We start from the raw sequence: 21,383 nt of genomic DNA, 5'->3' as shown, positions 1-21,383 counted from the left end.
CATAACGGAAGAGCCGCAGTTTTTACCACTTCAGGAATATGTTATTATCGAACATGAGTTCTTCTTCAGAACAGCCGAATATTCTAATCGTCGAGGACGAGTGGCTCTTATCTTTCAATCTCCAAAAGACTCTCCAAAATTTAGGCTATAAGGTTGCAGGAGTTGCGGCCAATGGCCTGGACGCCCAATCTATTTTTAAGGAAACGGATCCAGATCTAGTTCTCATGGATATCTCTATCGAAGGGGATATGGATGGGATACAAACTGCACAACATATACAAAGGATCAAAGACGTTCCGATCGTTTTTATGACCGCGTATACCGACGACTCTACATTCATGAGAGCGATGGATGCTGCTTCGACTTACGCTTATATCACTAAACCTTTCCAAAACCACCAACTTAAGTCTTCGATAGAGATCGCGCTTCGCCAACAAAAACGTCTGGGAATCGTTAAGGAGAGCGGCAAAGAATTTAAAAATGTGATCCAAAGTATTTCAGAAGGCGCAGTTTCACTGGATGCAGAGGGAAATATTATATTCCTGAATCATTCTGCGGAGGAGCTCACAGGCTGGACCTTGGAAGAGGCTCTCGGAAAACCTGGAGACGTTGTCCTTTCTTTTATCCAGACCCAAATCGGTTCCGGGGAACATCCGGATAATTTAGGTCATAATCTCAGATATATTCCTGCGGTTCTAGTTAGAAAAGATGAAAAAAAGATCCGAGTAGGATTCAGGGTTTCTCCGATTAGGGACGAGGCAAATCGGATCGTAGGAAGTATCGTCACCTTCTCCGAATTGGACCTTCTATCCGTGTCCGAAAAAAGGATCTCGGAAATGGAGAAGGTGATCCAGTCCGAAAAAAGATTGGAGTCCATCCAGAAATTGGCAGCTGGTATCGCTCATGAGATCAATAACCCTCTTATGGGGGTGATCAATTACGGCAATATTATCCGGAATAAAAAGGATCTTCCCGCGGATATTCGAAATTACGCTAGAGTGATCATAGAACAAGGAGAAAGGATCTCCGGCATTATCCGGAATTTGATCTTATTTTCCCGCTCGGATAATGAAGAACCTAGTTGGTGTAAATTGGACGATATTTTAACCGGGGTAGAAGGTATTATCTCCGAATTATTGAAATCCAAAAATCTGGAAATTTCTAAGAACATTCCTTCCGATCTGCCGGATGTATTCTTAAAGCAGAATCAAATTAAAGAAGTATTATATTATCTTTTATATTTTTATGCGGATGGAGTAGGCTCCGATCTGAAAGGAAGTAAGATCCATTTTAGCGCAGGTTTAGGAACCGCTAAAACGGACTTAGAAAAGTATTTGGACATTCGACTTTCCGGAACCTTGAACGGAGAACTCGACCCTGAGAACGCTTTTCAACCTTTCGAAAGGATACAATCGGATGATTCTAGGATTGGGATGGGACTTTCCGTTTGTTACGGGATTATACAATCCAATCAGGGAAAATTGGATGTCCAAAAGTCCAGTTCAGGCACAGATTTCCATATCCGCCTTCCGGTTCAGACTAAGTAGGGATCTTGATTTAGGTCTTGCTTTGCCCCTCGGATTTCTCGCCGAAAATCGATGGAAATTTTGGGCTTCGCCCCAAAACTAGTCACCAGATCGATAAAACCAATAGGTATAACTGGAATGTTAGATAAAATCAAGAGCGCATTAGGTGCGGAAGCGGATTCTCTCTTAAATCATGTCTCTAAAACCATCCCCAAGGAAACCCTGACCATCCCTGGTCCGAATTACATTGACGAAATTTTTGCTAAGACCGATAGAAATAACTCTGTTCTTAAAAATTTCCAATCCATCTACAATACAGGACGTCTTGCCGGAACAGGATATCTTTCCATTCTTCCTGTGGACCAAGGGATTGAGCATAGTGCGGGTGCTTCTTTCGCTAAAAACCCTGCATATTTCGATCCGGAGAATATCGTAAAACTTGCTATTGAAGGCGGATGTAACGCAGTTGCTTCCACTCTTGGGGTTTTGGGATTAGTTTCCCGTAAATACGCTCACAAAATTCCTTTTGTAGTTAAGATCAATCATAACGAACTTCTAAGCTATCCGAACAAATTCGACCAGATCCTCTTTGCAAATGTAGAGCAGGCATTCGATATGGGAGCTGCTGCCGTAGGAGCTACGATCTATTTCGGTTCGGACGAAAGTTCCAGACAGATCCAAGAGATCTCCGAAGCTTTCCACAGAGCTCATGAGTTAGGACTCGTAACCATTCTTTGGGCCTACCTTCGGAACGATGCATTCAAAAACGATAAGACCGATTATCATATCGCTACCGACTTAACCGGACAAGCAAACCATTTGGCTGCTACTATTCAGGCGGATATCGTAAAACAAAAATTGCCTGAAACTAACTTAGGCGGATTCAAAGATCTGAAATTCGGCAAAAAAGACGATAAGATGTATACCGATCTTTCTTCCGATCATCCGATCGATATGGCAAGATACCAAGTTGCAAACTGCTATATGGGTAAAATCGGTTTGATCAACTCAGGCGGACCTTCCGGTTCCAATGACCTGGGTGATGCAGTAAAAGCTGCAGTTATCAATAAGAGAGCCGGCGGAATGGGACTAATCTCCGGAAGGAAGGCATTCCAAAAGCCTATGAAAGACGGAGTTGCATTGTTAAACGCGATCCAAGACGTATATTTGTCTAAGGATGTAACAATCGCTTAAGCCCGCAGAAGTGTATAACTAACTGTTCGAAACATAGATTATTTTTCCGGAATAAAAAACAAAATCGGAAAAATTCGAGGGGGGAAAGCGGATCCACGAAAGTGGATTTGCTTTCCTTTTTTTATTGGGACATATTAAAATAGTATAATAAAGAGGCTCTTATGGAGATCAAAAAAGGTTTTGCAGAGGCGATTGGGAACACTCCTTTGATCCGTTTAAATTATTATTCGAATCTGACAGGATGTGAAATTTTAGGAAAAGCGGAATTCTTAAATCCTGGAGGATCCGTAAAAGACAGGGCTGCATTATTTATCATTGAAGAGGCGGAGAAGAAGGGACTCTTAAAGCCGGGTGGCACTGTGGTCGAAGGCACCGCAGGAAATACCGGGATAGGTCTTGTGCACATATGTAACGCAAAGGGATACAAATGTCTGATCGTGATCCCGGATACACAATCCAAAGAAAAAATAGATTTACTTAAGACTCTAGGTGCGGAAGTAAGAACAGTTCCTGCAGTACCTTACAAAGATCCGGGAAACTATGTAAAAGTTTCCGCTCGTATCGCGGAAGAAATTCCGAATGCGATTTGGGCAAATCAATTCGATAATGTGGCAAATCGTTTGGCGCATTATCATACTACAGGACCTGAGATCTGGAGACAAACAGGCGGGAAAGTGGACGCTTGGCTTGCATCCTTAGGAACGGGAGGAACATTCAGCGGGACGGCGATGTTCTTAAAAGAAAAAAATCCAAAGATCAAAACGATAGCAGCTGAACCTTACGGATCGGCAATTTATAATTTTGTAAAGAAGGGAGAGCTTACTTCTGAAGGAAATTCCTTCACTGAAGGGATCGGTAACGGAAGGATTACGGAGAATATGAAAGACGCTCCGTTTGACGATGCGATCAGAGTCACGGATGCGGAATGTTTAGAGTTTATTTATACACTTTTACGCAAGGATGGATTGTTTGTGGGAGGTTCGAGCGGGATTAATGTGGGCGCTGCAGTAAAACTTGCAAAAGAATTAGGACCTGGGCATACCATAGTTACGGTTCTTGCAGACAGCGGTGCAAGATACCAGTCCAGGTTATATGACCAGGACTGGTTGAAATCGAAAGGTTACTCTATTCCGGAAGTTTAAAAAGTGCTCACATATCTCAGGTCGGTGCGATATTCCCAAAGATTGCTCGCGCCTCCTGCAGCAATAGGCATATAATTACTTTTAAAATTGAATCCTTCTTTCACTGCTTCTCCGGACGGAGTTTGGATAATATTATGAGTCGCCCATTTTTGTCCCAAAAAATAGCTCTGAGCCAATTGGACTAAATACAAACCTACACCCATATAAAGTCCGGTTCTACTATACGTTTCGTATTGGTTCTCCTTACTCTTGAAGGAATTGTATTCCGAAATACTATCCGATTGCAGTTTAGTCACTATAACTGAAGCTCCTGTAATTCCGGAACCTTGGATCTGCGCATAGGTGACTGGGTCTTCGAATAAAATTTTGCTCAGTCGATTCTCCGCCTTATTATGTTGTTCCGTTGCAGCTTGGCTTCCGCCTATCGCGACAATTATGGAAAGACCGATCGCTATCTGATAACCTCTCGCATAATTATCATGTTTCATTGTGGAAAGTCCCCAACCAGGAAGGATTGCGGACTTCCAAACAGGCTCCCAAGGATTTCTGTTGGCGGAAATATATTCTTCCCAACTAGAATCTTGTTCGTCTATATACTTCTCAATTAATGCCAAACGTTTTTGGACCGCCTTATAGCTGTTCTCCTTGATCATTTGTTCCAGAAGAATGGTATCTAATTGTTCTTCTTTTTCAGGCTTCTTACCGTCTTTGTTCAGCTTCTTTTTTTCAGTCTCGAATAATTTTGCAAGTTCCGCCTCGTCTTTGATATCCTTGAAGATGATCTTTAAGATCTGGGACTTGGCCAAGGTCTGTCTTTTGGTTTCTTTTAGGATTGTAACGGTATCTGTAGATTGATCGATTACAGTTCCATAGGTTTTTTCACCGTTTTTCAAAAGGATCGTTTCCGCCGAAGCTTGGCTGAATGCGATCGTAAGGAAGATAACGGATATTGATAAGGACTTAGGTCCAGTTAGAATTAAGCGGAGATGTTTCATTCGAATTCCTATTCGGTCTTTTGAACTTTTCTCTCTTTGTCACCTTGGTAAGGCCGCCGAGTCAACGTAAAAACTTGACTTCGCTTTTTGTAACCGAGGATTTTTCCTTGCCTTGTAAAGTAATTCTGGAGATAAAATAGCTATGATGAATTTTCGAACTCTGATCTTGGTTTTTGCCTTTTGTTATCTCTGTTCGATCGTTACCTCCGTATCGGGAGTTTCGCCTGAACCTCCTAAGGATACCAAGAACCAAGAGACTGCGCCTAAAAAAGAAAAACCTTCTAAGGTGCAGGGATGCTGCAGGATCAAATACGAAGGAGGAGGAATCGACTATTTTCCAAGCACAGAGGAAGAATGTGTTGCCAAGTCAGGCTTCCAAAGTTTCGAAAAAAATTCCGCACTCTGCTTCCAATCTCTTTGGGATTAGAATTTTATAATAAAACATATTTTCGCGCACAGACCACCGAGTCCAAGGAGAGTTTTCACACAGAGTCATAAAGGCATGGAGGGCTGTAGTAGATCTTAATTTTGCGATGTTGGAGTTCCTACCTCACAAAAAAACTCTCCAACTTGTCTGAACGAAACTCTCTGTGAAAACCCCTCTGCGACTTAGCGCCTCTGTGTGAGAAAAACCTCTGTGTTCTCCGCGTGCTCTGTGCGAAACCTCTGCCTGCGAAATTACTTCTTCTCCAAATCATCTTCCGATTCGAATTCTTCGGCTTCCTTTTCCGATTTTTTAGATGATTCTCTCCATTCAGGGAGTTCAAAAGAAATAGAGGTCGTGATCGCATAATCATAAAGTCGGATCTCAGGATCTCTAATCAGAGGAAGCCGACCGGCAATTGTAAGATAGGTACCTTTGGTAAGAGTATAATTAAAACCTAAACTAGCTTCTTTGAACGCTTTCGGGAATTTTTTCTGAGTTTCTGAATCTTCTTCCAAAAGGCTGCCACCGCCGATCACGTTTACATAAGGAGTTCTGTATAATACTCCGCCGAAGACGCTAAAATCCTTTGTCCAAAAATAAGTTACATATGCAAACCATTGGGTGATCTTTTGGATCTCGGGATGTTCTTCCGTGTTCTGTGTAGACGAGGTGGAACTTTGGGCCCAATAGGGAAGACCTGACTGAGTATCCAGATTCGCATGGTCCTTAGAAAGGGGAAAAATTCCGGAACCTCTCAGCACGAATAAGAACTGTTTCCATGTGGCGCCTAAGGTAAGATTTGCAATGCCTGAATAATAATCTCCACCTGCAAATTTATCGGTATCTCCTCCGGAAGGAAAACCAAGTCTTCCTTCCAAAATTACGAAGAATGGCCAGCCTGTATCGATCAAAGGATTCCATTTAGCTCCTACGAATGCCTTGCCGTAACGTGCCGCATCGCTTCTGTCCTTTTGCTCGTAATAGGTCCATGGAGCGCTGAAATTTGCCGCGAATTTGCCTCCTGCGAAATTAAACTCACCGAACACCGTGGTCGTATGTAGATTGGAATTATCGATCGTTCCTTTTTGGAAGTCCTGGGTGATCAAAAAATAATCGGAAGGTTTTTCTCTTTTTCCCGTAAAAGGATCCACGAATCTTGTGGAAGAGATCATATTTTGGCCTTCTCCCGCGTGGTGGGCAAAAATTTCACCGCCTAAAAAGACAAAAAAGAAAAAGGCCAGAACTCTGATAAAAGTAAGAAGTAAATGTTTTTGGAATATTAGAAACATGAATATAATACCATGACCTGACCGCTTGTATCCAGGTTCTCCAGGATTTCGGAGTAAATTGTAGTATTTTGGAAATCGTTAATTGTAATCTCCGAACCAGAGAGCGCAAAGATCGCATCTAAGATCGAAAAGGAAGATCCTGCTCTTTGGGAGAGTAAACCGTCCGTCCTGAATCCGATGGAGAATGGAACATTCTTTTTGTAGGGGATCTCTAAATCACAGGAGGCTTCTACTTGAAATTCAGCCTCTCTTAATTCTACATGGACCGTTTTTGTGGTAGATCCATTAAATATTTGGAATGTAAGAAGAAGGTCCGAAAATTCTCCGTAAATATGTTCCAAGGTCCCATACGGTACGGAAGGAAAAGGGGATAAACTTTGTTTTTTTACAGGTCCGGTTAAGGCATTAAAATCGGAGATCGAAATATCTCCGGGAGAAAAACTTCCTTTGATCCCGTATTTTTTAGAGTAGGAACCGGTTCCAGTTGTAGGAGTTTCCGAACCGCCCGAATGGAATACATGGTATTTATCATCCGCTGAAGAGGAGGAAACTGAAAAAGAATTTTCAGGCGCCTTGAACAGCATGGAAATACTCTCCAAGACGACTTCGTTTTCCGTGAGTTGTATCTGGTAAGTATTTCCATTTAACAAAAAAGAACCAATGTCTGAATCTCCTTGGTCGTCCGAGTAATACAACCAGGGAGAAATGATCGCTCTTCTTTCGTCCATGATACGGAAGAGCGCCTGAAGCTCTGTGGATCTTTCTTCCGTGGAATTTCCTAGGGTCCCGTAGGCGCATGCCTGGAAGGACACAAGGAAAAGTAAGATATATTCGAATTTTATTCTATTCTTCATCATATTTATCTAAAATTTTAGAAGGGATCCTGGAATTTAGGGTTGGTCGTAAATTCCGTGTCGGTCAGGCTTTTTAGGAATTCCACTAAGTCCTGTTTTTCGGATTCACTTAATGAGAAACTTCTTACAAAAACGTCCCTGTTTGAGTTGGTAGTTCCGTCTCCAGTTCCACCATTCACATAATGATTGATCACAGATAATAGATCCGGAATGGAACCGTCATGCATGTAAGGCGCCGTCAATTCTACGTTACGTAAAGAAGGCGCTCTGAATTTTCCGCGATCCGATTCCTTAGTAGTGAATTCGTACAATCCACCGTTAGGACTTACGAATCTGGAAGAATCCAATCCGTTATTATGAAATGTTACTTCCTCGAATACTGTTCCGGTATGTAGGATCGTATCCGTAAAATTGAAACCTCCATGGCAGTGGAAACATTCCGCTCTTTCTCCGAAAAATAGATTCTTTCCTCGAATGGCGGAAGCGCTCAGAGAGGATAAGTCTCCCGCCTGGTATCTATCATAAGCGGAATTTCCGGAGATTAATGTCCTCTGAAAACTGGACAAAGCTTTCGTAATATTCAATATACTAAAAGGGTTTTGATCATTCGGAAAGGCGGCTTTAAATTTAAGAACGTAATCCGGGTCGTTCTCCAATCTTTCCAACAAAAGATCTTCCCTGTCTTTCATTCCTAATTCCACTGGATTGTCCCCGAACATAGGAACTCTTGCCTGATCTTCTAATTTTTTAAGAAGCGGATTTGCCCATGTTTGTCTGAGATTATAGACTACGTTGGAAAGATGTTGTGCGTTTCTTGGATGGGATTGTCCTGTAGAACCTACAGAAACAGTTAGTCCGTCTGTGAACGCATTCTCTTGCTTATGGCAGCTTCCGCAGGACTGGGTTTCATTTTCGGACAACCTTGTGTCATAAAACAAAAATCTTCCTAACTCTACCTTTTCCAAGGTGATAGGATTATCACTCGGAACTTTTGGTATGGGAAATCCTGCGGGAAGATCCCAAGTATAAGGAGTTCCTTCGGAAGCGCCTGTGCCTAAGAGTAACAATAAGCCTTCCGATCCGGAATTTTTTTCCTTCTCCAAACCCAATTGTGAACATTGAAAAAGAAGAAGGAAGAATAAAGAAAACGTAATAAGTCGATTCATAATATACTCCGGTTTCGGTCGGGTAGACCGAAACCATCGTTTTAGTTTTTATTTGGAGACGATCCCAAATACTGTCTGAGCCGCCGATCCGGCATTTCCTGTGGAATAATCCAAACCGAAATTCGGATATACTAAGGAACAGGTCGAGCTGTCCATTGCTCCCATCGAATGACAGGATTTACTCCCAGTGCTGATATCCCAGCCGGTCACGGCTTTTTTCAGGTCAAATTGTACCTTTTGAGTAAACGGATTAAATCCTTCAGTTGGAGTTAATTCTATCTTGGCTCGATTCGAATTTGTACATGTATAAACTCCGGCGGATTCGGAACAACCGGCAGAACCCATATGTAAAACCGCCGCATTTCCGAGTGTTGCGGGATCGTTGGATAGAAACTCTCCTACGAAAAATCTATAACCCATGGTCCAACTCCAGGCAAGTCCTGAGACATTGAGAGGGGAAGGAGCCACACTATAATCGATATGATTTAAATTTTCCGGAACTCCCAAGGTGAATCTGAGAGTTTTATAAGTTTTATTCTCCACGGAAGCTTGGACAAAATTATTAGTTTCTGTTGTTCCGCTGCAGCTTCCTTTTCCGTTTTCGAAATCCAAAAGTGCAACTCCTGCATACTGCCAATCTCCAGTATTAGGAACATCTAAAGTAATTACATTATCGTTCTGATCCACCAATTCGAATTCGGATACGTAAAATCTAAGATCCTTGAGTCCGATCGGCATCACTCCTGCAACGTGTTGGATCGTGACGGAACTAGAATGGCTTTCTCCATGTCCGGTAATATCCCCTCCGCAGGTTGCGTCGCTATCTCCGACGACTGCTTTGAATTCTATCCCTGGTTGGTTTTGTATTGCTAATGCCAAAAGAGCCAGGTTTTGGTTGGAAGATCCGTCGCAATTGAATGCAAAAAGGATCAAAATAATTAAAACAATATGACTACATAATAATTTCATAATATTCTCCTGAGGAAAGTGTTATACTTTCCGTTTTTTCGTATATGCATGAGGATACAGCTATCCTATGCTTCCTCGTTCGAGGTTTAGAAAATGTTTAGGAGAATCGAGGGGGTCTTTCGAGTTCGAAAGAAACAAACACTCCGGAAGCTTCTTGTATGCGACTCAGAAGTTCCGAACCAAGAGCCTGGGGAGCGATGTTTTCTAATTTAGAATAAGTAAAAAATTGAGTGCAGATAGTTCCGCTTAAATAAGAGGCCTTGTCTTTTGCTTTTTTACAGGCACATTTATGGACTTCTCCCGACTTAGCGGAATGACAATCGGGTAGGGAAGAAGACTTATGCTCTTTATGATCTTCTCCCGCATCGGCAAGTTTAGAAGAGAATCTTGAATCTTCCGAGTCTGAGTGTTTTTCTTTTTGGCTTCCGTGATTACAATGACAAAGTTTAATCTCTCCGGCGAGCATTCCGCAGAACCAACCGCTTCCGAATACCAAACTTTGGAATAGGAAACATTGGGTCAGAATGATAGAAATCGTTTTCATTGTAGGGAGATTTTCAGTCGATTCAAGACGGTTTTGAGTCCTTCGCTGGTTTTGATTTCCACCGGGACTCCTTTAGATTTTAGTTCCGCCAAAAGTTTTAGGATCCGATTCAGGATGAGAGAAGGGATGGCGACTACGTTTCCAAGATCCAGCTCCACAAGATTCGGTTGGATTTCTTGGATCTTTTGCAGGATTAAGCCGATTTCTTCCGTTTCGACAGAACATACGTTTCGCACGAAAACGACTCTAAAGCGTTTTTTTTCCGCGTATACATGTGTCTCTGTAAACTGGATTGCAGAAGAAGTCATGGCCTTGGACCAAATTTTCTACTTTGAAACCCTAAGGGAAACAAAAAAAGGTCCCCTGAATTGATTTGTATCACTAATCGATCACATACTTCTTCTGTATTGGCCGCCCACTTCATAAAGAGAATGTGTCATTTGTCCCAATGAACAAACCTTTCCGGCTTCTACCAAAGCCTCGAATCCGTTCTCTCCTGAAAGACAGGCCGCCTGGAGTTTTTTCAGAGCGTTAGAGGAATCTTCTTGGTTCCTGAATTGGAATGCCTCCAATTCGCGGATCTGTGCTTTTTTCTCATCCTCTGTAGAACGGATCACTTCTTCCGGAAGGATTGTTGGAGATCCGTCTTTTCCTAAGAAAGTGTTCACACCGATCACAGGGATCTCTCCGGTATGTTTTTTGTGTTCATACTCGAGCGATTCTTCTTGGATCTTATTTCTTTGGTACATTCTTTCCATTGCACCAAGAACACCGCCCCTTTCTGAAATACGTCTGAACTCGGACAAGATCGCTTCTTCTACAAGATCGGAAAGATCATCTATGATGAAGGAACCTTGCAAAGGATTCTCATTTTTAGCAAGGCCTAGCTCTCTGTTGATAATGAGCTGGATTGCCATCGCTCTTCTCACGGATTCTTCCGTAGGAGTGGTGATCGCTTCGTCGTAAGCGTTCGTATGCAAACTATTACAATTATCGTAAATTGCATATAACGCTTGTAAGGTGGTCCTAATATCGTTGAACGCTATCTCTTGCGCATGTAAAGAGCGACCGGAAGTCTGTATATGGTATTTTAACATCTGAGAACGTTCCGATCCGCTGTATTTATACTTCATACTCTTGGCCCAGATCTTACGTGCCACTCTACCTATCACGGCATATTCAGGATCGATCCCGTTGGAGAAGAAGAAAGAAAGATTCGGAGCGAAATCGTCTATCTTCATACCTCTAGAAAGATAATATTCCACAAAAGTAAATCCGTTTGCGAGAGTGAAAGCAACTTGGGTGATAGGGTTTGCTCCCGCTTCCGCGATATGATACCCTGAGATGGAAACGGAATAAAAGTTTCGGACCTTATTCCAGATAAAATATTCTTGGATATCTCCCATCAGTTTTAGCGCGAATTCGGTGGAGAAGATACAAGTGTTCTGCGCCTGGTCTTCTTTTAGAATATCCGCTTGAACTGTGCCGCGAACGGAAGAAAGAGTCTCCTTCTTTAACTTTTCATAAACTTCTTTAGGAAGTATCTTATCTCCAGTGGTCCCTAAAAGAAGAAGACCAAGACCGTCGTTTCCTTTAGGGATCTCTCCCTTGTATTGAGGGATTGGAACTCCTTTTTTGGAATAGATCTCCGCAAGTTTGGATTTTGCCTCTTCCACTTTTCCTTCTGCGCGGATGTATTTCTCGCAGGTCTGGTCGATTGCAGTATTTAAGAAGAAGGATAGAAGCATCGGAGCCGGTCCGTTGATCGTCATGGACACGGAAGTGCTCGGACTACAGAGATCAAAGCCTGAATAAAGTTTTTTAGCGTCGTCTAAAGTTGCGATGCTTACTCCGGAATTACCGATTTTGCCGTAAATATCGGGACGAAGCCCTGGGTCTTCTCCATATAAAGTGACTGAGTCGAATGCGGTACTCAAACGATGTGCCGGCATTCCGTGGCTAACATAATGGAATCTTGCGTTTGTTCTTTCCGGTCCGCCTTCTCCGGCGAACATGCGTGTCGGATCTTCTCCCGTTCTTTTGAAAGGGAATACTCCCGCAGCAAAAGGGAATTCTCCCGGGAAATTCTCAGTATAGGACCATTTTACGATCTCTCCCCAGTTGCGGAATTTTGGTACTGAAACCTTAGGGATATTCAGATTACTTAATGATTTTGTGAAATTCTCTACCTTGATCTCTTTGTCTCTGACGGTATATGTGAAATATTCTCCGGAATATTTTTCTAATTTAGAATCCCATTCTTTTAGGATCTTTCTAGTATCAGGATGGAGCTGTGCTTCCCTTTTGGAATATTCTTCTTCCAGGTCGGAAACGTTTTTACCTCTTTCCTTTAATACGTCGATCGTACCTTTGATCCTGTATAAGACTTCTGCGGTTTCGGATTCTTTTTTGACGAAGTTCTCGTATTTTTCACATTCTTCCGCGATTTCCGCCAAATATCTTTGTCTATCGGGTGGAATGATATGGATCTTTTGGCTAGTCTCGGAACTGGAAACAAAATTGGATTTCCATCCAAGATTGAATTTTTTATTCAAAGAATCGATGAGTGCAACGTATAGATTGTTCGTTCCTGGATCATTGAATTGAGAAGCGATTGTCCCGAAGACAGGCATTTTTTCGGGAGGGGAATCGAATAATTTCCTGGATCTTTGGAATTGTTTTTGAACATCTCTGATCGCGTCTAACGCTCCTCTTTTGTCGCACTTATTGACAGCGATTAGATCCGCGTAATCGATCATATCGATCTTTTCCAGCTGTGTAGCCGCGCCGAATTCGGGAGTCATTACATAAAGAGAAAGATCGGATACTTCCGTAATCTCAGAATCGCTTTGCCCGATCCCTGCCGTTTCTACGATTACTAAATCGAATTCTGAACTTCTGAGAACGTCCAAACTTTTTTTGACATTTCGGTTCAAAGCTATGTTTGCTTCTCTAGTTGCAAAAGATCTCATATACACTCTAGGATGAGAGATGGAATTCATACGTATTCTATCTCCTAAGAGTGCGCCTCCGGTTTTTCTTTTAGAAGGATCTACAGATATAATAGCTATCGTTTTGTCTTCGAAATCATGGATAAATCTTCTGACGAGTTCGTCAGTAAGAGAGGATTTTCCTGCTCCTCCGGTCCCGGTGATCCCTAAGATCGGAATAGTTTTTTTAGAGATCGGAAAATCCAATTTTCCAGGTTCGATCTTGTGGGATCCATTTTCGGAAGATTCCACCAAGGAAATGGATTCTGCGATCGCGATCGGATTTTTTTTGCGGATCTCCGAGAAAAGATTTCCGTTAAATCTATGAGGCGGAATAAAATCTGATTTTTGTAATAGATCATTGATCATCCCTTGGAGACCCAATGAACGCCCATCATCCGGAGAATATATTTTAGAAACTCCGTAGGCTTCTAACTCCTGTATTTCAGACGGAAGGATAGTCCCTCCGCCTCCACCAAATACCTTGATATGAGAACTTCCTTTTTCTTTCAAAAGGTCTATCATGTATTTGAAATATTCTACGTGACCTCCTTGGTAACTTGTGACTGCAATGCCTTGCACGTCTTCCTGGATCGCACAATCTACAATTTCATGTACAGATCGATTATGCCCTAAATGAACCACTTCTGCTCCGGAGGATTGGAGTATTCTTCTCATGATATTGATGGAAGCGTCATGGCCGTCAAAAAGTGAAGCTGCCGTCACGAATTTTAATTTATTATGGGGGATATAAACTTCTGGTTCCATTATATTCTCCTAATGTTCAGGCTATTACAAATTTTAACCGAACTTTGTTTGTTTTGTCGTTTGGAGAACGATCGTTCAATAAATTCCATTTATATATCTATCATGCTGCAGGAATAAGAATCTAGCAACCTGGATTTTGGGGGGAAACTGGGGGATCTCGATCTAGGAGTTCCTACAAGGTGGATAAAGCATTGTTGGAATTCCAGCACCGCAACCGACTGCGATGTAGGACCTCCAACGCTGCGGATACTGTGGATGTAGGATCTCCTACAAACCGGGACTTATCTTTAAAAATCGAATGTTCTAAAAACACTCGGAAGGCAAAGATCTAGGAAAGAATTCATTTTGCGTTTAAAACCGAAATTTTATATGATCGTTTTTATGACGGATAGTTTCCTTTGGAAAGAGATCTTATTCTCTAACGGGCCTTTAGCGGCACTTCATATTTCATTTCTAAAACCTGCGTTGGATCCTCTTACAATTTTGTTCCATTACTTGGGATCTTCTCTCTTTTTTATGGGCTTAGTCTCTTTCATCTATCTTTGCGTGAATCGTAAAGTAGGGCTTAGAATGACTCTTAGCCTATTGATTGCAGGGATTATAAACGGAGTTTTTAAAGCTCTTCTTACTCTACCTAGACCGATCGGTTTACCTTTTTCCTCCGAGCTTGGACTCATGGAAGGTTCTTACGGATTTCCGTCCGGGCACGTGCAGACTGCAGTGGTGTTATACGGAACATTATTTTTGCATGTAAGAATACCTTGGGTAAGAGTGCTTACCGCATTTTTGATCTTATTCATGCCGATTGCAAGAATGTATGCAGGACTTCACTTCTTAGGAGATACTCTAGGAGGTTTTGTTTTAGGTCTTTTGATATTATTCGGATTAGAGTTCTTATTTGCAAAAGATCCTGGAATTTTAGAGCCGGGATTTAGCGGACAAGCTCCGGACCAAAAAAGACTCAAGTCGCTCGTACTTTTTATTTTAGCGATGACTCTGCCTAGCGTTCTTTTACAAGATGCGAACCAACCTGAATCCACGAATAAATCCTGGGAACAGGTGATCTCTTCTGCTGGAGCACTTGCAGGTTTCGGGATCGGGATTTTGTACAATAAGAGAGCAGGGCTGGATTGGAAATCAGTCGATTCTTGGATTGAATTTTTGATCCGAGTCGGTGTGATCATTCTCGGGATCTTGATCTTTTATTTGGCTCTCGGAAAAATTCTCTCCTCTCTATTGGGGGAAAATCCGGTTGCCAGATACTTTAAGTATGGGATCGTGTGTTACTATATCGGCCATCTCGCTCCCATTCTTTTGAAAAGGATACGCGGAGGCATCTATCTGACTTAACTTCATGCTTCGCATTGGATCCTCCTTACAGTTCATTTTCGAAAGTTTCGGAAAATTACGGACCTCCGGATTCATACGCAGTTTCTTTTCAGTAGGGTTTTCCAAGGTAGTGGCCTCCCTACTGAATTTTATTTTCATGGTATATTCGGTCAGGATCCTGAGTAAGAACGAAAACGGAATATTCCAATACTATTCCGGATTTCTGCCGGTGTTATTGGCCGTGGCAGAATTCGGATTGCCCACAGCCTTAGTGCGATTTCTTTCTCCAATGACCGAAGACAAACGTAAAATTGGAGTACTTTTAGCGTCCTCTCTTTGGGTTAAATGGGCAGCATTATTTCTATTAGTGTTTGTGACGAGTGTCGCAGTTTATTTTCTAAGGGAAAATGCTCTTGCTGCATTCCTTTTGGTATTCGGTAGCTTCGTCCTTTCGTTTAATTCATATTTCGAAAGTATATTCGTTTCTTTCGGACAATATCACGCACTTTCCATTTGGTATCCACTTCCAAACCTGATCCGTATTTTGATCCTGTACTTAGCGGATCAATTTTCGGAACATGCACTAGGGCATTTAGATATACTTGGAATCTTCTCCGTCGCCCCCGTTTTCACGATCGTTCTTTTCTTCCTTTTATTCCCAAGAGGAAAACTACACTGGGCTGGGGATAAGGAAGAAGTTCGACAACAAACCAGGGAACTCATTTCTTTCAACCGTTATGCGTTTTTGGCATCTTTATTCGCGATCGTATCGGATAGAATGGAGTTATTTTTTCTGAATAAATACCATTCTAACGAGGCGGTGGCGGCTTACGGAGTTGCCTTACAACCATTCAGCGGGTTTGTGATCTTATTTTCAGTTTTGAACTCGATGATCTATCCTAAACTCTCTAGACTTACCGAAAATAAGGAATTCACAAGTTACTTGGGTAAGTCTATCTTAGTTGCGGTTGTATTCGCATTGGCATTAGCGCCTTGGGTATTGTTGGGAGATTGGGTTTTCTCGGCATTATTCTCCGGAAAATATCCTGAATCGGTTCCGGTATTCCAATTATTGTATCCGAATTATCTTTTCCAATTAGTGTTTTCTCCTCTTGGAATGGCCTTGTTCGCTTTGGGGCAGCCTAGGCTACTTGCGATACTTGCATTAGTAAGATTGATCTTTGGATTAATTTTGGATAATCTTTTGATCCCTGAATATGGGACAATGGGAGCCGCAGGAGCGTTTTTCCTAGGCCAGATCCCTTCTTGGTTCTTGCTTAGCGGTTATTTTTTAGCGTATTACAAACCTTCTGCCAAGTAACGGGAGAATATATTTTAAAATCAGAATATTCCATATTTCTGATAAATTTTTCCGCTTAGGTTTGTTTTGCCTTCGCTTTTTGTAACTTCTTAACAAAGGTGACTTGGTTTCCCTTGTCGTTATAAGAAAGAGAGTCCACATTCATACGGACTAAGAAGATCCCTCTACCTGAAAGTTGGCTCGCATTCGGGTCTTGCACCGGATCAGGAACTCTTGCAGGGTCGAAACCGTCTCCTCCATCCTCCAAAATGACCGTGACTCTTGTATCGTCATAGTCCACTTCCACCTGGATCCATTCTTCTTTGGATTCGCAGATCTTATCCACATAGGAGAAGTAATCGTTTTCTTGGAACATCAACTCTTGTTTTTGATGATAGGTGATCCGAGCACAACCGTGTTCAATTGCATTTCCTATCAATTCGTATAAGGCGACTTTTAAGGAGAGTTGGTCCTCGTTCTGCAGGTTGGGAAGATGGGACAGAGACTTTAAGATCAAATGAACATATTGGTTTAAATTTCCGAGCCTAGGAAGAAGTGCGAACTTCTGTCTGGATTCCCGGACCTGGAACATTCTTTTGTCTACAAGATCTTTACCAGCATAGAATAAATTCTTAAACCTTAAGAGCGAATAACGGATCGCCTCCATTCTGAAAGGTTTTAGGAAAAAGTCTACCGCTCCTAATCGGAGTGCGTTGATAGAGATCTGGATGTCCTGATTTCCGGTAATGACTATAAAAGGAGTATCCACTCCCTTTTCTCTCAATTTAGTGATGAACTCGATACCGTTCATCCTTGGAAGGCGGATATCGGTGATGATCAGATCGAAAGTTTCCGACTCGGCTAAGCTTAAGCCCTGTTCCGCGGTTCCGGCAAGAACGAGTTCGTATTCGCTGCCGAAAATTTCTTGGAACAGATCTCGGATAACTTCTTCGTCATCAACGAAAAGGATTTTCATAATAAATTCCTAATTCAGAACTTCCGAATGCTTAAAATGCTCTTATTCGGAAAACAAAAGAAAACCCCGGAAAGGTATTCTAGTCAAGAATTTTGTCAGCGTATATTGTCTAGAGAATCGAGAGAATATAAGGATTTTATCCTTTCATCCAAACTTTTTAACTCCGACTTATCGAAAACCGCCAATTTATTTCCTGAAAATCGGAAGACCAAAAATTCGTCCTTATTTTCTGAAATGGCGGCTTTCAGGCCTTCTACGGAATCGACTATCTTATCGTTCACTGATTCTAAGATCAAATCTTGGAATTCCTGATAGGCCCTGTTCTTCTCGTCCGGGAAGGCTCTGGAAAGTAATACGATACGGCTTCTTTCCGGATGGAGTTTTTTAGAATAACTCTCAGCTAAATATACTAACTTTCTATCGCTGGAGGATTTGTATTTTTCCCCGTATTCTTTCAAATAAGTGTGAGTAAGCTCGGTAAAAAGTAATCCGCCTGCAATGATATATTTAGGAGCTATCTTGTCAGAACTTTCAGGGATCAGAAAAGAATCCTCGTTATACGGCTTTAGCTGGTAGCGTATCTCTCTTTTTCTACCGTCACGATAAAGTGAAAGAGTGACCCATTCTCCTGAATTTAGATAAGACCCACCTTTGCTGAGTAGAATATCATATAATACTTGTTTTTGTTTGGAAGCAACCGGAGTTCCATTTACGGAAAGAACCGCATCTCCAGGAAAAAGATTGTGCATAGGACCGATTCCGGGAAGAACTTCGGAGACTACAGCGCCAACGCTACCTTTCGGAAAATAATAATCTTCCTCCGCAGGCGTTAAAGAACCTTCTGCGGAAAAACCAGGATGAGGGAATGGAGAAGAGGACGAAAATCTACTATGATAGAATCTACGTAGAAGATCCGCTCCCGCGTTCCAAGACCCGTCGGTGAATCCGCATACTTTTTTTCCTGCAAAAAGAAAGCTCCTGGTCCCGTCCTGGTTTTCCTTTCTGGAAAGTTTCGAAAGAGGCAAAATCGATTTAGAAAATTCTAAACTTCCCCATTCAAAGTTCGTAAAGAAGGAGGAGCATGCTCCTTGGGTTCTCGTTCCTTCTTCTAAAATTGCGATCGGGGATACCTTTTTGCTTCTTCCATAATTTTCAGGAAGAAGCACGATACCGAGTCCGGTATCCAGATCTACTTTTTGGAAATATGCCTTTCTTCCCGCCGACTCTTCCGGATGGATCTCTGCGAATAGAGGGACTTCTCCCGGTTTTAAAAGTGCGAGAGCGGTTCTTTCATCCAAACGGATCGCCGGTATTTTTTTCTGGTATGGAGTTCCTTTTTGGAAAGGATTATGATGGGAGTACTTCCTGAAATGAACCAGAAGTGAAAATTCTGAATCCGCTTTTGCTTCTACATTTTCCGAAAATCCTAGGAAGAAGAATAGGAGAATTACTGTAAATCTATAAGATCTCATTTTCCCTCCTTTGATTCGTCCGACTTAATATCGAATCTTTTTCTGACCCTCAAGTCGATCGTCCTAACGGTTTTTGCGTCCAAAACCAAAGGAAGTCCAACGCCTCTAAATTTCAAGACCAGAGTCCCATTAGAATATTTTTTCCAATAGTCCTTAAATTCGGCGATATTAGCGGGAGTTTTTCCATTAATTGATTCTAATATTTTAAAACGATAATTTAAGTATTTAGAGTTGAGAGGGTCCGGAAAGAGCGTAGTCAGTATCAGATCTCTTTCCGTAAATTTGAAAAGATCGTCTTGTATAAAGTAACTGTAATGGTATCTGAGAGCGGTTTCCACTCTTTGGCTTTCTTTTCCGAATAATGCACGGTTCACAGGTTGGAATAAAAGTCCCGCCCCCAAAAAACTGCGGATCTGACGATCTCTATACAACTCCAAAGAATCGGTCTTTTTTAATTCTGCTTGGATCTTAAAGTTTTTACCGTTTCTGTAAAAGTATAGATTCAGTTTTTGGCCTACAAAACCCGGCTCGATAAGATCTACGATCGTTCTTCCGGTAAACTCCAAAAGTCCGCCTTCGTTATTTAAATAAGCCTCGTCTACCTTATATAAAAAATCGTCCGTTTGCAAAACGTCAGAAAAAGAAGAATTTGGATACACCTTATTCACAAGCACGCCTTGTAGATTCTGAGGGACTCCCAAATACTTTTTCACGGACTCGGAATTCCCATTTTGAAAGGTGAAACCTACGAATGGAAATCCGTCGTATTGCCCGTCTTGTATATCTTTTAAGAAATGTTGAACTACTTCCGGCGGGATTAGATATGCCGTATTTCCTTGGACTTGGCTGACCTCGAAAATTATTCCCGCTACTTTTCCGTTTTGGATAGCAGGACCGCCCGAATATCCCGGGAGAATATTTGCACCTACACGTATTACTTTTCTATAATCTAATCCCGTAAAAGAATATCTCAGTCTTTCCACACGATTGACTAAACCGTTTTCTAAAGTGAGATTTTCCGCGCCTTCCGGATAACCGAGCATTAAAAGATTACTTCCCAAAGAAGGGGATTCTTCCGTGATCTCTAGAGGTTCTACACCTGAAAAAAACTCCTCGTCTTCTACGGAGATCAAAGCTAGATCGCAGTCGAAACCTATAAATTCCACTTTTGCATTATAATATTTACTACTATTAAAACGTTTTACCTTCAAATACTTGGATTCCGAGATCACATGAGCATTCGTTAATATTCTATTTCCTGCAATAATGAAACCGGATCCCACATCTCGAGAAAGGTCTTGGTCCCCGAACTCTAAAGGGTCGCTTGCATCCGGATAAATATCGCTTCTTACGATTACTACACCGTTCAATAGAGTTTTTAGATCCGAGTTCCCGTTAGTTTGAGAAAAGACGGGAAAACTAAAAAGCAGGATCAAACCGGCGCGAAGTATCCAAAACTTATTCATGAAACAACTCCGCATCGGACCATACAATTTTATCCTTTTCTACCGATTCTAATTTCAATTTTGCCAGGTAACGTGCGCCTTCCTGTAGTTCTTCCGTGGGTTGGTTATCCACTAAAACATTTCCGCTCAGATCCGCTTTGATCCTGATCCAGGAATAAGGAGAATCCGGCAAACAGCTCGCCTGGAAAGAATAATACAAAGACTTGTCCCAATAAAAATCCGCATCCTTACCCAAGTAAAGAAGAGGGCAAGAAGAATCGAAAAAGATCTCTTTCCCTTTCGGAGTGGGACGATCTATCGGATGTTTTGCGATACTTAAGAAATATTGGAGACCAAAATTCACAGTGGAAGCTTTCTCCACTAATTTTGTTTCCGGATTGGATTTACCGCCAGGCGCCGGTTTGGAACTTGCGGCTTTTAAATTCTCCGCAGAAAATTCAAGCTCCCAATAGACGGTTTTTCCTAACTTAACTGGACCTTTTACTCTGAAAGAATCGATCCTTTCTGGAGAACGTAATCTTTCTTCTCCCGAATAAAAGAAACCGTTCAGTTTTTTTCCGGGACAATCCAAAGAAAGATACTGTATTTCCTCGGATTCAGGAAGAGATCTAAACTTGCACTCACCGATATGAACGGTCCCATGTTGTTTAAACCATTCTTTCAAAGGCCTTGCATCTTTTTCTTTGGTATATTTTCTCCAACCTTCCTGAAATTCTTTCTCAGCAAAGTCTCCAATCCTGGGATTTGCTTTTTGGAGTTGGGGTTCTTCCGCGAAACTTCCAGAATCCGGAATAAAAACGGAAAAAAGCAACAAAACTCCCAGGCTCGTAAAAGAAAGAAGGAGTCTTTTCGTTCTTAAATGGAAAATATTCTGCATCGGGGAAAACATTCTTAATTATTATCGGTTCGGGAAAAAGCGGATTTTACAGATCTGAAAATAGAAGAGGAATTTCCGTAGAATTCTTGCGATTATGTC

Annotated in this window: 18 protein-coding genes; 6 read left to right on the top strand and 12 right to left on the bottom strand. The window is 41.8% G+C overall.

What is annotated here, in order from left to right; all coding sequences use genetic code 11:
* The first annotated feature begins 53 nt into the window (after window positions 1–53).
* The 3 genes from LEP1GSC185_RS00300 to LEP1GSC185_RS00290 all read left to right on the top strand — a co-directional run bounded on the left by LEP1GSC185_RS00300 (window position 54) and on the right by LEP1GSC185_RS00290 (window position 3,862).
* Window positions 54–1,547, top strand: coding sequence for an ATP-binding response regulator (locus tag LEP1GSC185_RS00300; protein ID WP_008591950.1), 1,494 nt, complete (start codon window positions 54–56; stop codon window positions 1,545–1,547).
* A gap of 117 nt (window positions 1,548–1,664) precedes the next feature.
* A complete protein-coding gene (locus LEP1GSC185_RS00295) occupies window positions 1,665–2,720 on the top strand; it encodes a class I fructose-bisphosphate aldolase (protein WP_008591974.1) in 1,056 nt (351 codons plus the stop codon).
* A gap of 161 nt (window positions 2,721–2,881) precedes the next feature.
* Window positions 2,882–3,862 carry a cysteine synthase A gene (locus LEP1GSC185_RS00290; RefSeq protein WP_008592026.1) on the top strand — a complete coding sequence of 327 codons (981 nt, stop codon included), beginning with the start codon at window positions 2,882–2,884 and terminating at the stop codon, window positions 3,860–3,862.
* On the opposite strand, the gene LEP1GSC185_RS00285 is transcribed toward LEP1GSC185_RS00290, so the two are convergent.
* Window positions 3,859–4,857: an LA_0442/LA_0875 N-terminal domain-containing protein gene (locus tag LEP1GSC185_RS00285; RefSeq protein WP_008591958.1), complete on the bottom strand. Its 999-nt coding sequence runs from the start codon at window positions 4,855–4,857 to the stop codon at window positions 3,859–3,861. The two genes, LEP1GSC185_RS00290 and LEP1GSC185_RS00285, sit on opposite strands and share 4 nt — an antisense overlap.
* A gap of 142 nt (window positions 4,858–4,999) precedes the next feature.
* Between LEP1GSC185_RS00285 and LEP1GSC185_RS00280 the strand changes: the two genes are divergently transcribed.
* Window positions 5,000–5,284, top strand: coding sequence for an LIC_11321 family protein (locus LEP1GSC185_RS00280; RefSeq protein WP_008591928.1), 285 nt, complete (start codon window positions 5,000–5,002; stop codon window positions 5,282–5,284).
* A 251-nt stretch (window positions 5,285–5,535) separates the two neighbouring features.
* Here the strand turns inward: LEP1GSC185_RS00280 and LEP1GSC185_RS00275 are convergent, their stop codons facing one another.
* The 7 genes from LEP1GSC185_RS00275 to LEP1GSC185_RS00245 form a co-directional block, all read right to left on the bottom strand.
* A complete protein-coding gene (locus LEP1GSC185_RS00275) occupies window positions 5,536–6,573 on the bottom strand; it encodes an LIC11086 family outer membrane transporter (RefSeq protein WP_008591980.1) in 1,038 nt (345 codons plus the stop codon).
* Window positions 6,564–7,430 (bottom strand): hypothetical protein, encoded by an 867-nt coding sequence (locus LEP1GSC185_RS00270; protein WP_232298448.1) that lies wholly within the window; start codon window positions 7,428–7,430, stop codon window positions 6,564–6,566. Before LEP1GSC185_RS00270 ends, LEP1GSC185_RS00275 begins: the two co-directional genes overlap by 10 nt.
* 14 nt (window positions 7,431–7,444) lie before the next feature.
* Window positions 7,445–8,593, bottom strand: a complete 1,149-nt coding sequence (locus LEP1GSC185_RS00265) for a methanobactin export MATE transporter MbnM (protein ID WP_008592007.1) — start codon at window positions 8,591–8,593, stop codon at window positions 7,445–7,447.
* A gap of 48 nt (window positions 8,594–8,641) precedes the next feature.
* Window positions 8,642–9,562: an MbnP family copper-binding protein gene (locus LEP1GSC185_RS00260; RefSeq protein ID WP_008591982.1), complete on the bottom strand. Its 921-nt coding sequence runs from the start codon at window positions 9,560–9,562 to the stop codon at window positions 8,642–8,644.
* 97 nt (window positions 9,563–9,659) lie between these two features.
* Window positions 9,660–10,106 (bottom strand): LIC_11090 family protein, encoded by a 447-nt coding sequence (locus LEP1GSC185_RS00255; protein WP_008592008.1) that lies wholly within the window; start codon window positions 10,104–10,106, stop codon window positions 9,660–9,662.
* The gene (locus LEP1GSC185_RS00250; RefSeq protein WP_008592011.1) at window positions 10,103–10,414 is read right to left on the bottom strand and encodes a hypothetical protein; all 312 of its coding nucleotides are present in this window, start codon (window positions 10,412–10,414) and stop codon (window positions 10,103–10,105) included. Before LEP1GSC185_RS00250 ends, LEP1GSC185_RS00255 begins: the two co-directional genes overlap by 4 nt.
* Window positions 10,415–10,495: 81 nt before the next feature.
* Window positions 10,496–13,864 carry a methylmalonyl-CoA mutase family protein gene (locus tag LEP1GSC185_RS00245; protein WP_008591965.1) on the bottom strand — a complete coding sequence of 1,123 codons (3,369 nt, stop codon included), beginning with the start codon at window positions 13,862–13,864 and terminating at the stop codon, window positions 10,496–10,498.
* Between the two features lie 345 nt (window positions 13,865–14,209).
* Here LEP1GSC185_RS00245 and LEP1GSC185_RS00240 point away from each other — a divergent pair, with 345 nt between their 5' ends.
* Together LEP1GSC185_RS00240 and LEP1GSC185_RS00235 are read left to right on the top strand one after the other, a co-directional pair.
* Window positions 14,210–15,214 (top strand): phosphatase PAP2 family protein, encoded by a 1,005-nt coding sequence (locus LEP1GSC185_RS00240; protein WP_008592024.1) that lies wholly within the window; start codon window positions 14,210–14,212, stop codon window positions 15,212–15,214.
* Window positions 15,215–15,218: 4 nt separating this feature from the next.
* Entirely contained in the window at window positions 15,219–16,514 is a 1,296-nt protein-coding gene (locus LEP1GSC185_RS00235; RefSeq protein ID WP_008591930.1) for an oligosaccharide flippase family protein, read from the top strand.
* A 55-nt stretch (window positions 16,515–16,569) separates the two neighbouring features.
* Here LEP1GSC185_RS00235 and LEP1GSC185_RS00230 read toward each other — a convergent pair whose 3' ends face one another.
* The 4 genes from LEP1GSC185_RS00230 to LEP1GSC185_RS00215 all read right to left on the bottom strand — a co-directional run bounded on the left by LEP1GSC185_RS00230 (window position 16,570) and on the right by LEP1GSC185_RS00215 (window position 21,284).
* Window positions 16,570–17,469: an ATP-binding response regulator gene (locus LEP1GSC185_RS00230; protein WP_008592005.1), complete on the bottom strand. Its 900-nt coding sequence runs from the start codon at window positions 17,467–17,469 to the stop codon at window positions 16,570–16,572.
* A 95-nt stretch (window positions 17,470–17,564) separates the two neighbouring features.
* Entirely contained in the window at window positions 17,565–18,941 is a 1,377-nt protein-coding gene (locus LEP1GSC185_RS00225; protein ID WP_008591953.1) for a PDZ domain-containing protein, read from the bottom strand.
* On the bottom strand, window positions 18,938–20,407 hold the full coding sequence (locus LEP1GSC185_RS00220) for a S1C family serine protease (RefSeq protein WP_008592017.1): 1,470 nt from the start codon (window positions 20,405–20,407) through the stop codon (window positions 18,938–18,940). The genes LEP1GSC185_RS00225 and LEP1GSC185_RS00220 overlap by 4 nt, the downstream gene beginning before the upstream one ends.
* Complete coding sequence (locus tag LEP1GSC185_RS00215; protein ID WP_008591988.1) at window positions 20,400–21,284, bottom strand: LIC11113 family protein; 885 nt, start codon at window positions 21,282–21,284, stop codon at window positions 20,400–20,402. The genes LEP1GSC185_RS00220 and LEP1GSC185_RS00215 overlap by 8 nt, the downstream gene beginning before the upstream one ends.
* Window positions 21,285–21,383: the final 99 nt, after the last annotated feature.

Origin of the sequence: Leptospira licerasiae serovar Varillal str. VAR 010, assembly GCF_000244755.1 — a bacterium.
Classification (GTDB): domain Bacteria; phylum Spirochaetota; class Leptospiria; order Leptospirales; family Leptospiraceae; genus Leptospira_B; species Leptospira_B licerasiae.
This window is presented reverse-complemented; position numbering and strand designations above follow the sequence as displayed.

Coding starts and splice junctions, on each gene's coding strand:
- LEP1GSC185_RS00300 (WP_008591950.1), top strand. CDS start 54: ATGAGTTCTTCTTCAGAACAGCCGAATATTCTAATCGTCGAGGACGAG.
- LEP1GSC185_RS00295 (WP_008591974.1), top strand. CDS start 1,665: ATGTTAGATAAAATCAAGAGCGCATTAGGTGCGGAAGCGGATTCTCTC.
- LEP1GSC185_RS00290 (WP_008592026.1), top strand. CDS start 2,882: ATGGAGATCAAAAAAGGTTTTGCAGAGGCGATTGGGAACACTCCTTTG.
- LEP1GSC185_RS00285 (WP_008591958.1), bottom strand. CDS start 4,857: ATGAAACATCTCCGCTTAATTCTAACTGGACCTAAGTCCTTATCAATA.
- LEP1GSC185_RS00280 (WP_008591928.1), top strand. CDS start 5,000: ATGATGAATTTTCGAACTCTGATCTTGGTTTTTGCCTTTTGTTATCTC.
- LEP1GSC185_RS00275 (WP_008591980.1), bottom strand. CDS start 6,573: ATGTTTCTAATATTCCAAAAACATTTACTTCTTACTTTTATCAGAGTT.
- LEP1GSC185_RS00270 (WP_232298448.1), bottom strand. CDS start 7,430: ATGATGAAGAATAGAATAAAATTCGAATATATCTTACTTTTCCTTGTG.
- LEP1GSC185_RS00265 (WP_008592007.1), bottom strand. CDS start 8,593: ATGAATCGACTTATTACGTTTTCTTTATTCTTCCTTCTTCTTTTTCAA.
- LEP1GSC185_RS00260 (WP_008591982.1), bottom strand. CDS start 9,562: ATGAAATTATTATGTAGTCATATTGTTTTAATTATTTTGATCCTTTTT.
- LEP1GSC185_RS00255 (WP_008592008.1), bottom strand. CDS start 10,106: ATGAAAACGATTTCTATCATTCTGACCCAATGTTTCCTATTCCAAAGT.
- LEP1GSC185_RS00250 (WP_008592011.1), bottom strand. CDS start 10,414: ATGACTTCTTCTGCAATCCAGTTTACAGAGACACATGTATACGCGGAA.
- LEP1GSC185_RS00245 (WP_008591965.1), bottom strand. CDS start 13,864: ATGGAACCAGAAGTTTATATCCCCCATAATAAATTAAAATTCGTGACG.
- LEP1GSC185_RS00235 (WP_008591930.1), top strand. CDS start 15,219: ATGCTTCGCATTGGATCCTCCTTACAGTTCATTTTCGAAAGTTTCGGA.
- LEP1GSC185_RS00230 (WP_008592005.1), bottom strand. CDS start 17,469: ATGAAAATCCTTTTCGTTGATGACGAAGAAGTTATCCGAGATCTGTTC.
- LEP1GSC185_RS00225 (WP_008591953.1), bottom strand. CDS start 18,941: ATGAGATCTTATAGATTTACAGTAATTCTCCTATTCTTCTTCCTAGGA.
- LEP1GSC185_RS00220 (WP_008592017.1), bottom strand. CDS start 20,407: ATGAATAAGTTTTGGATACTTCGCGCCGGTTTGATCCTGCTTTTTAGT.
- LEP1GSC185_RS00215 (WP_008591988.1), bottom strand. CDS start 21,284: ATGCAGAATATTTTCCATTTAAGAACGAAAAGACTCCTTCTTTCTTTT.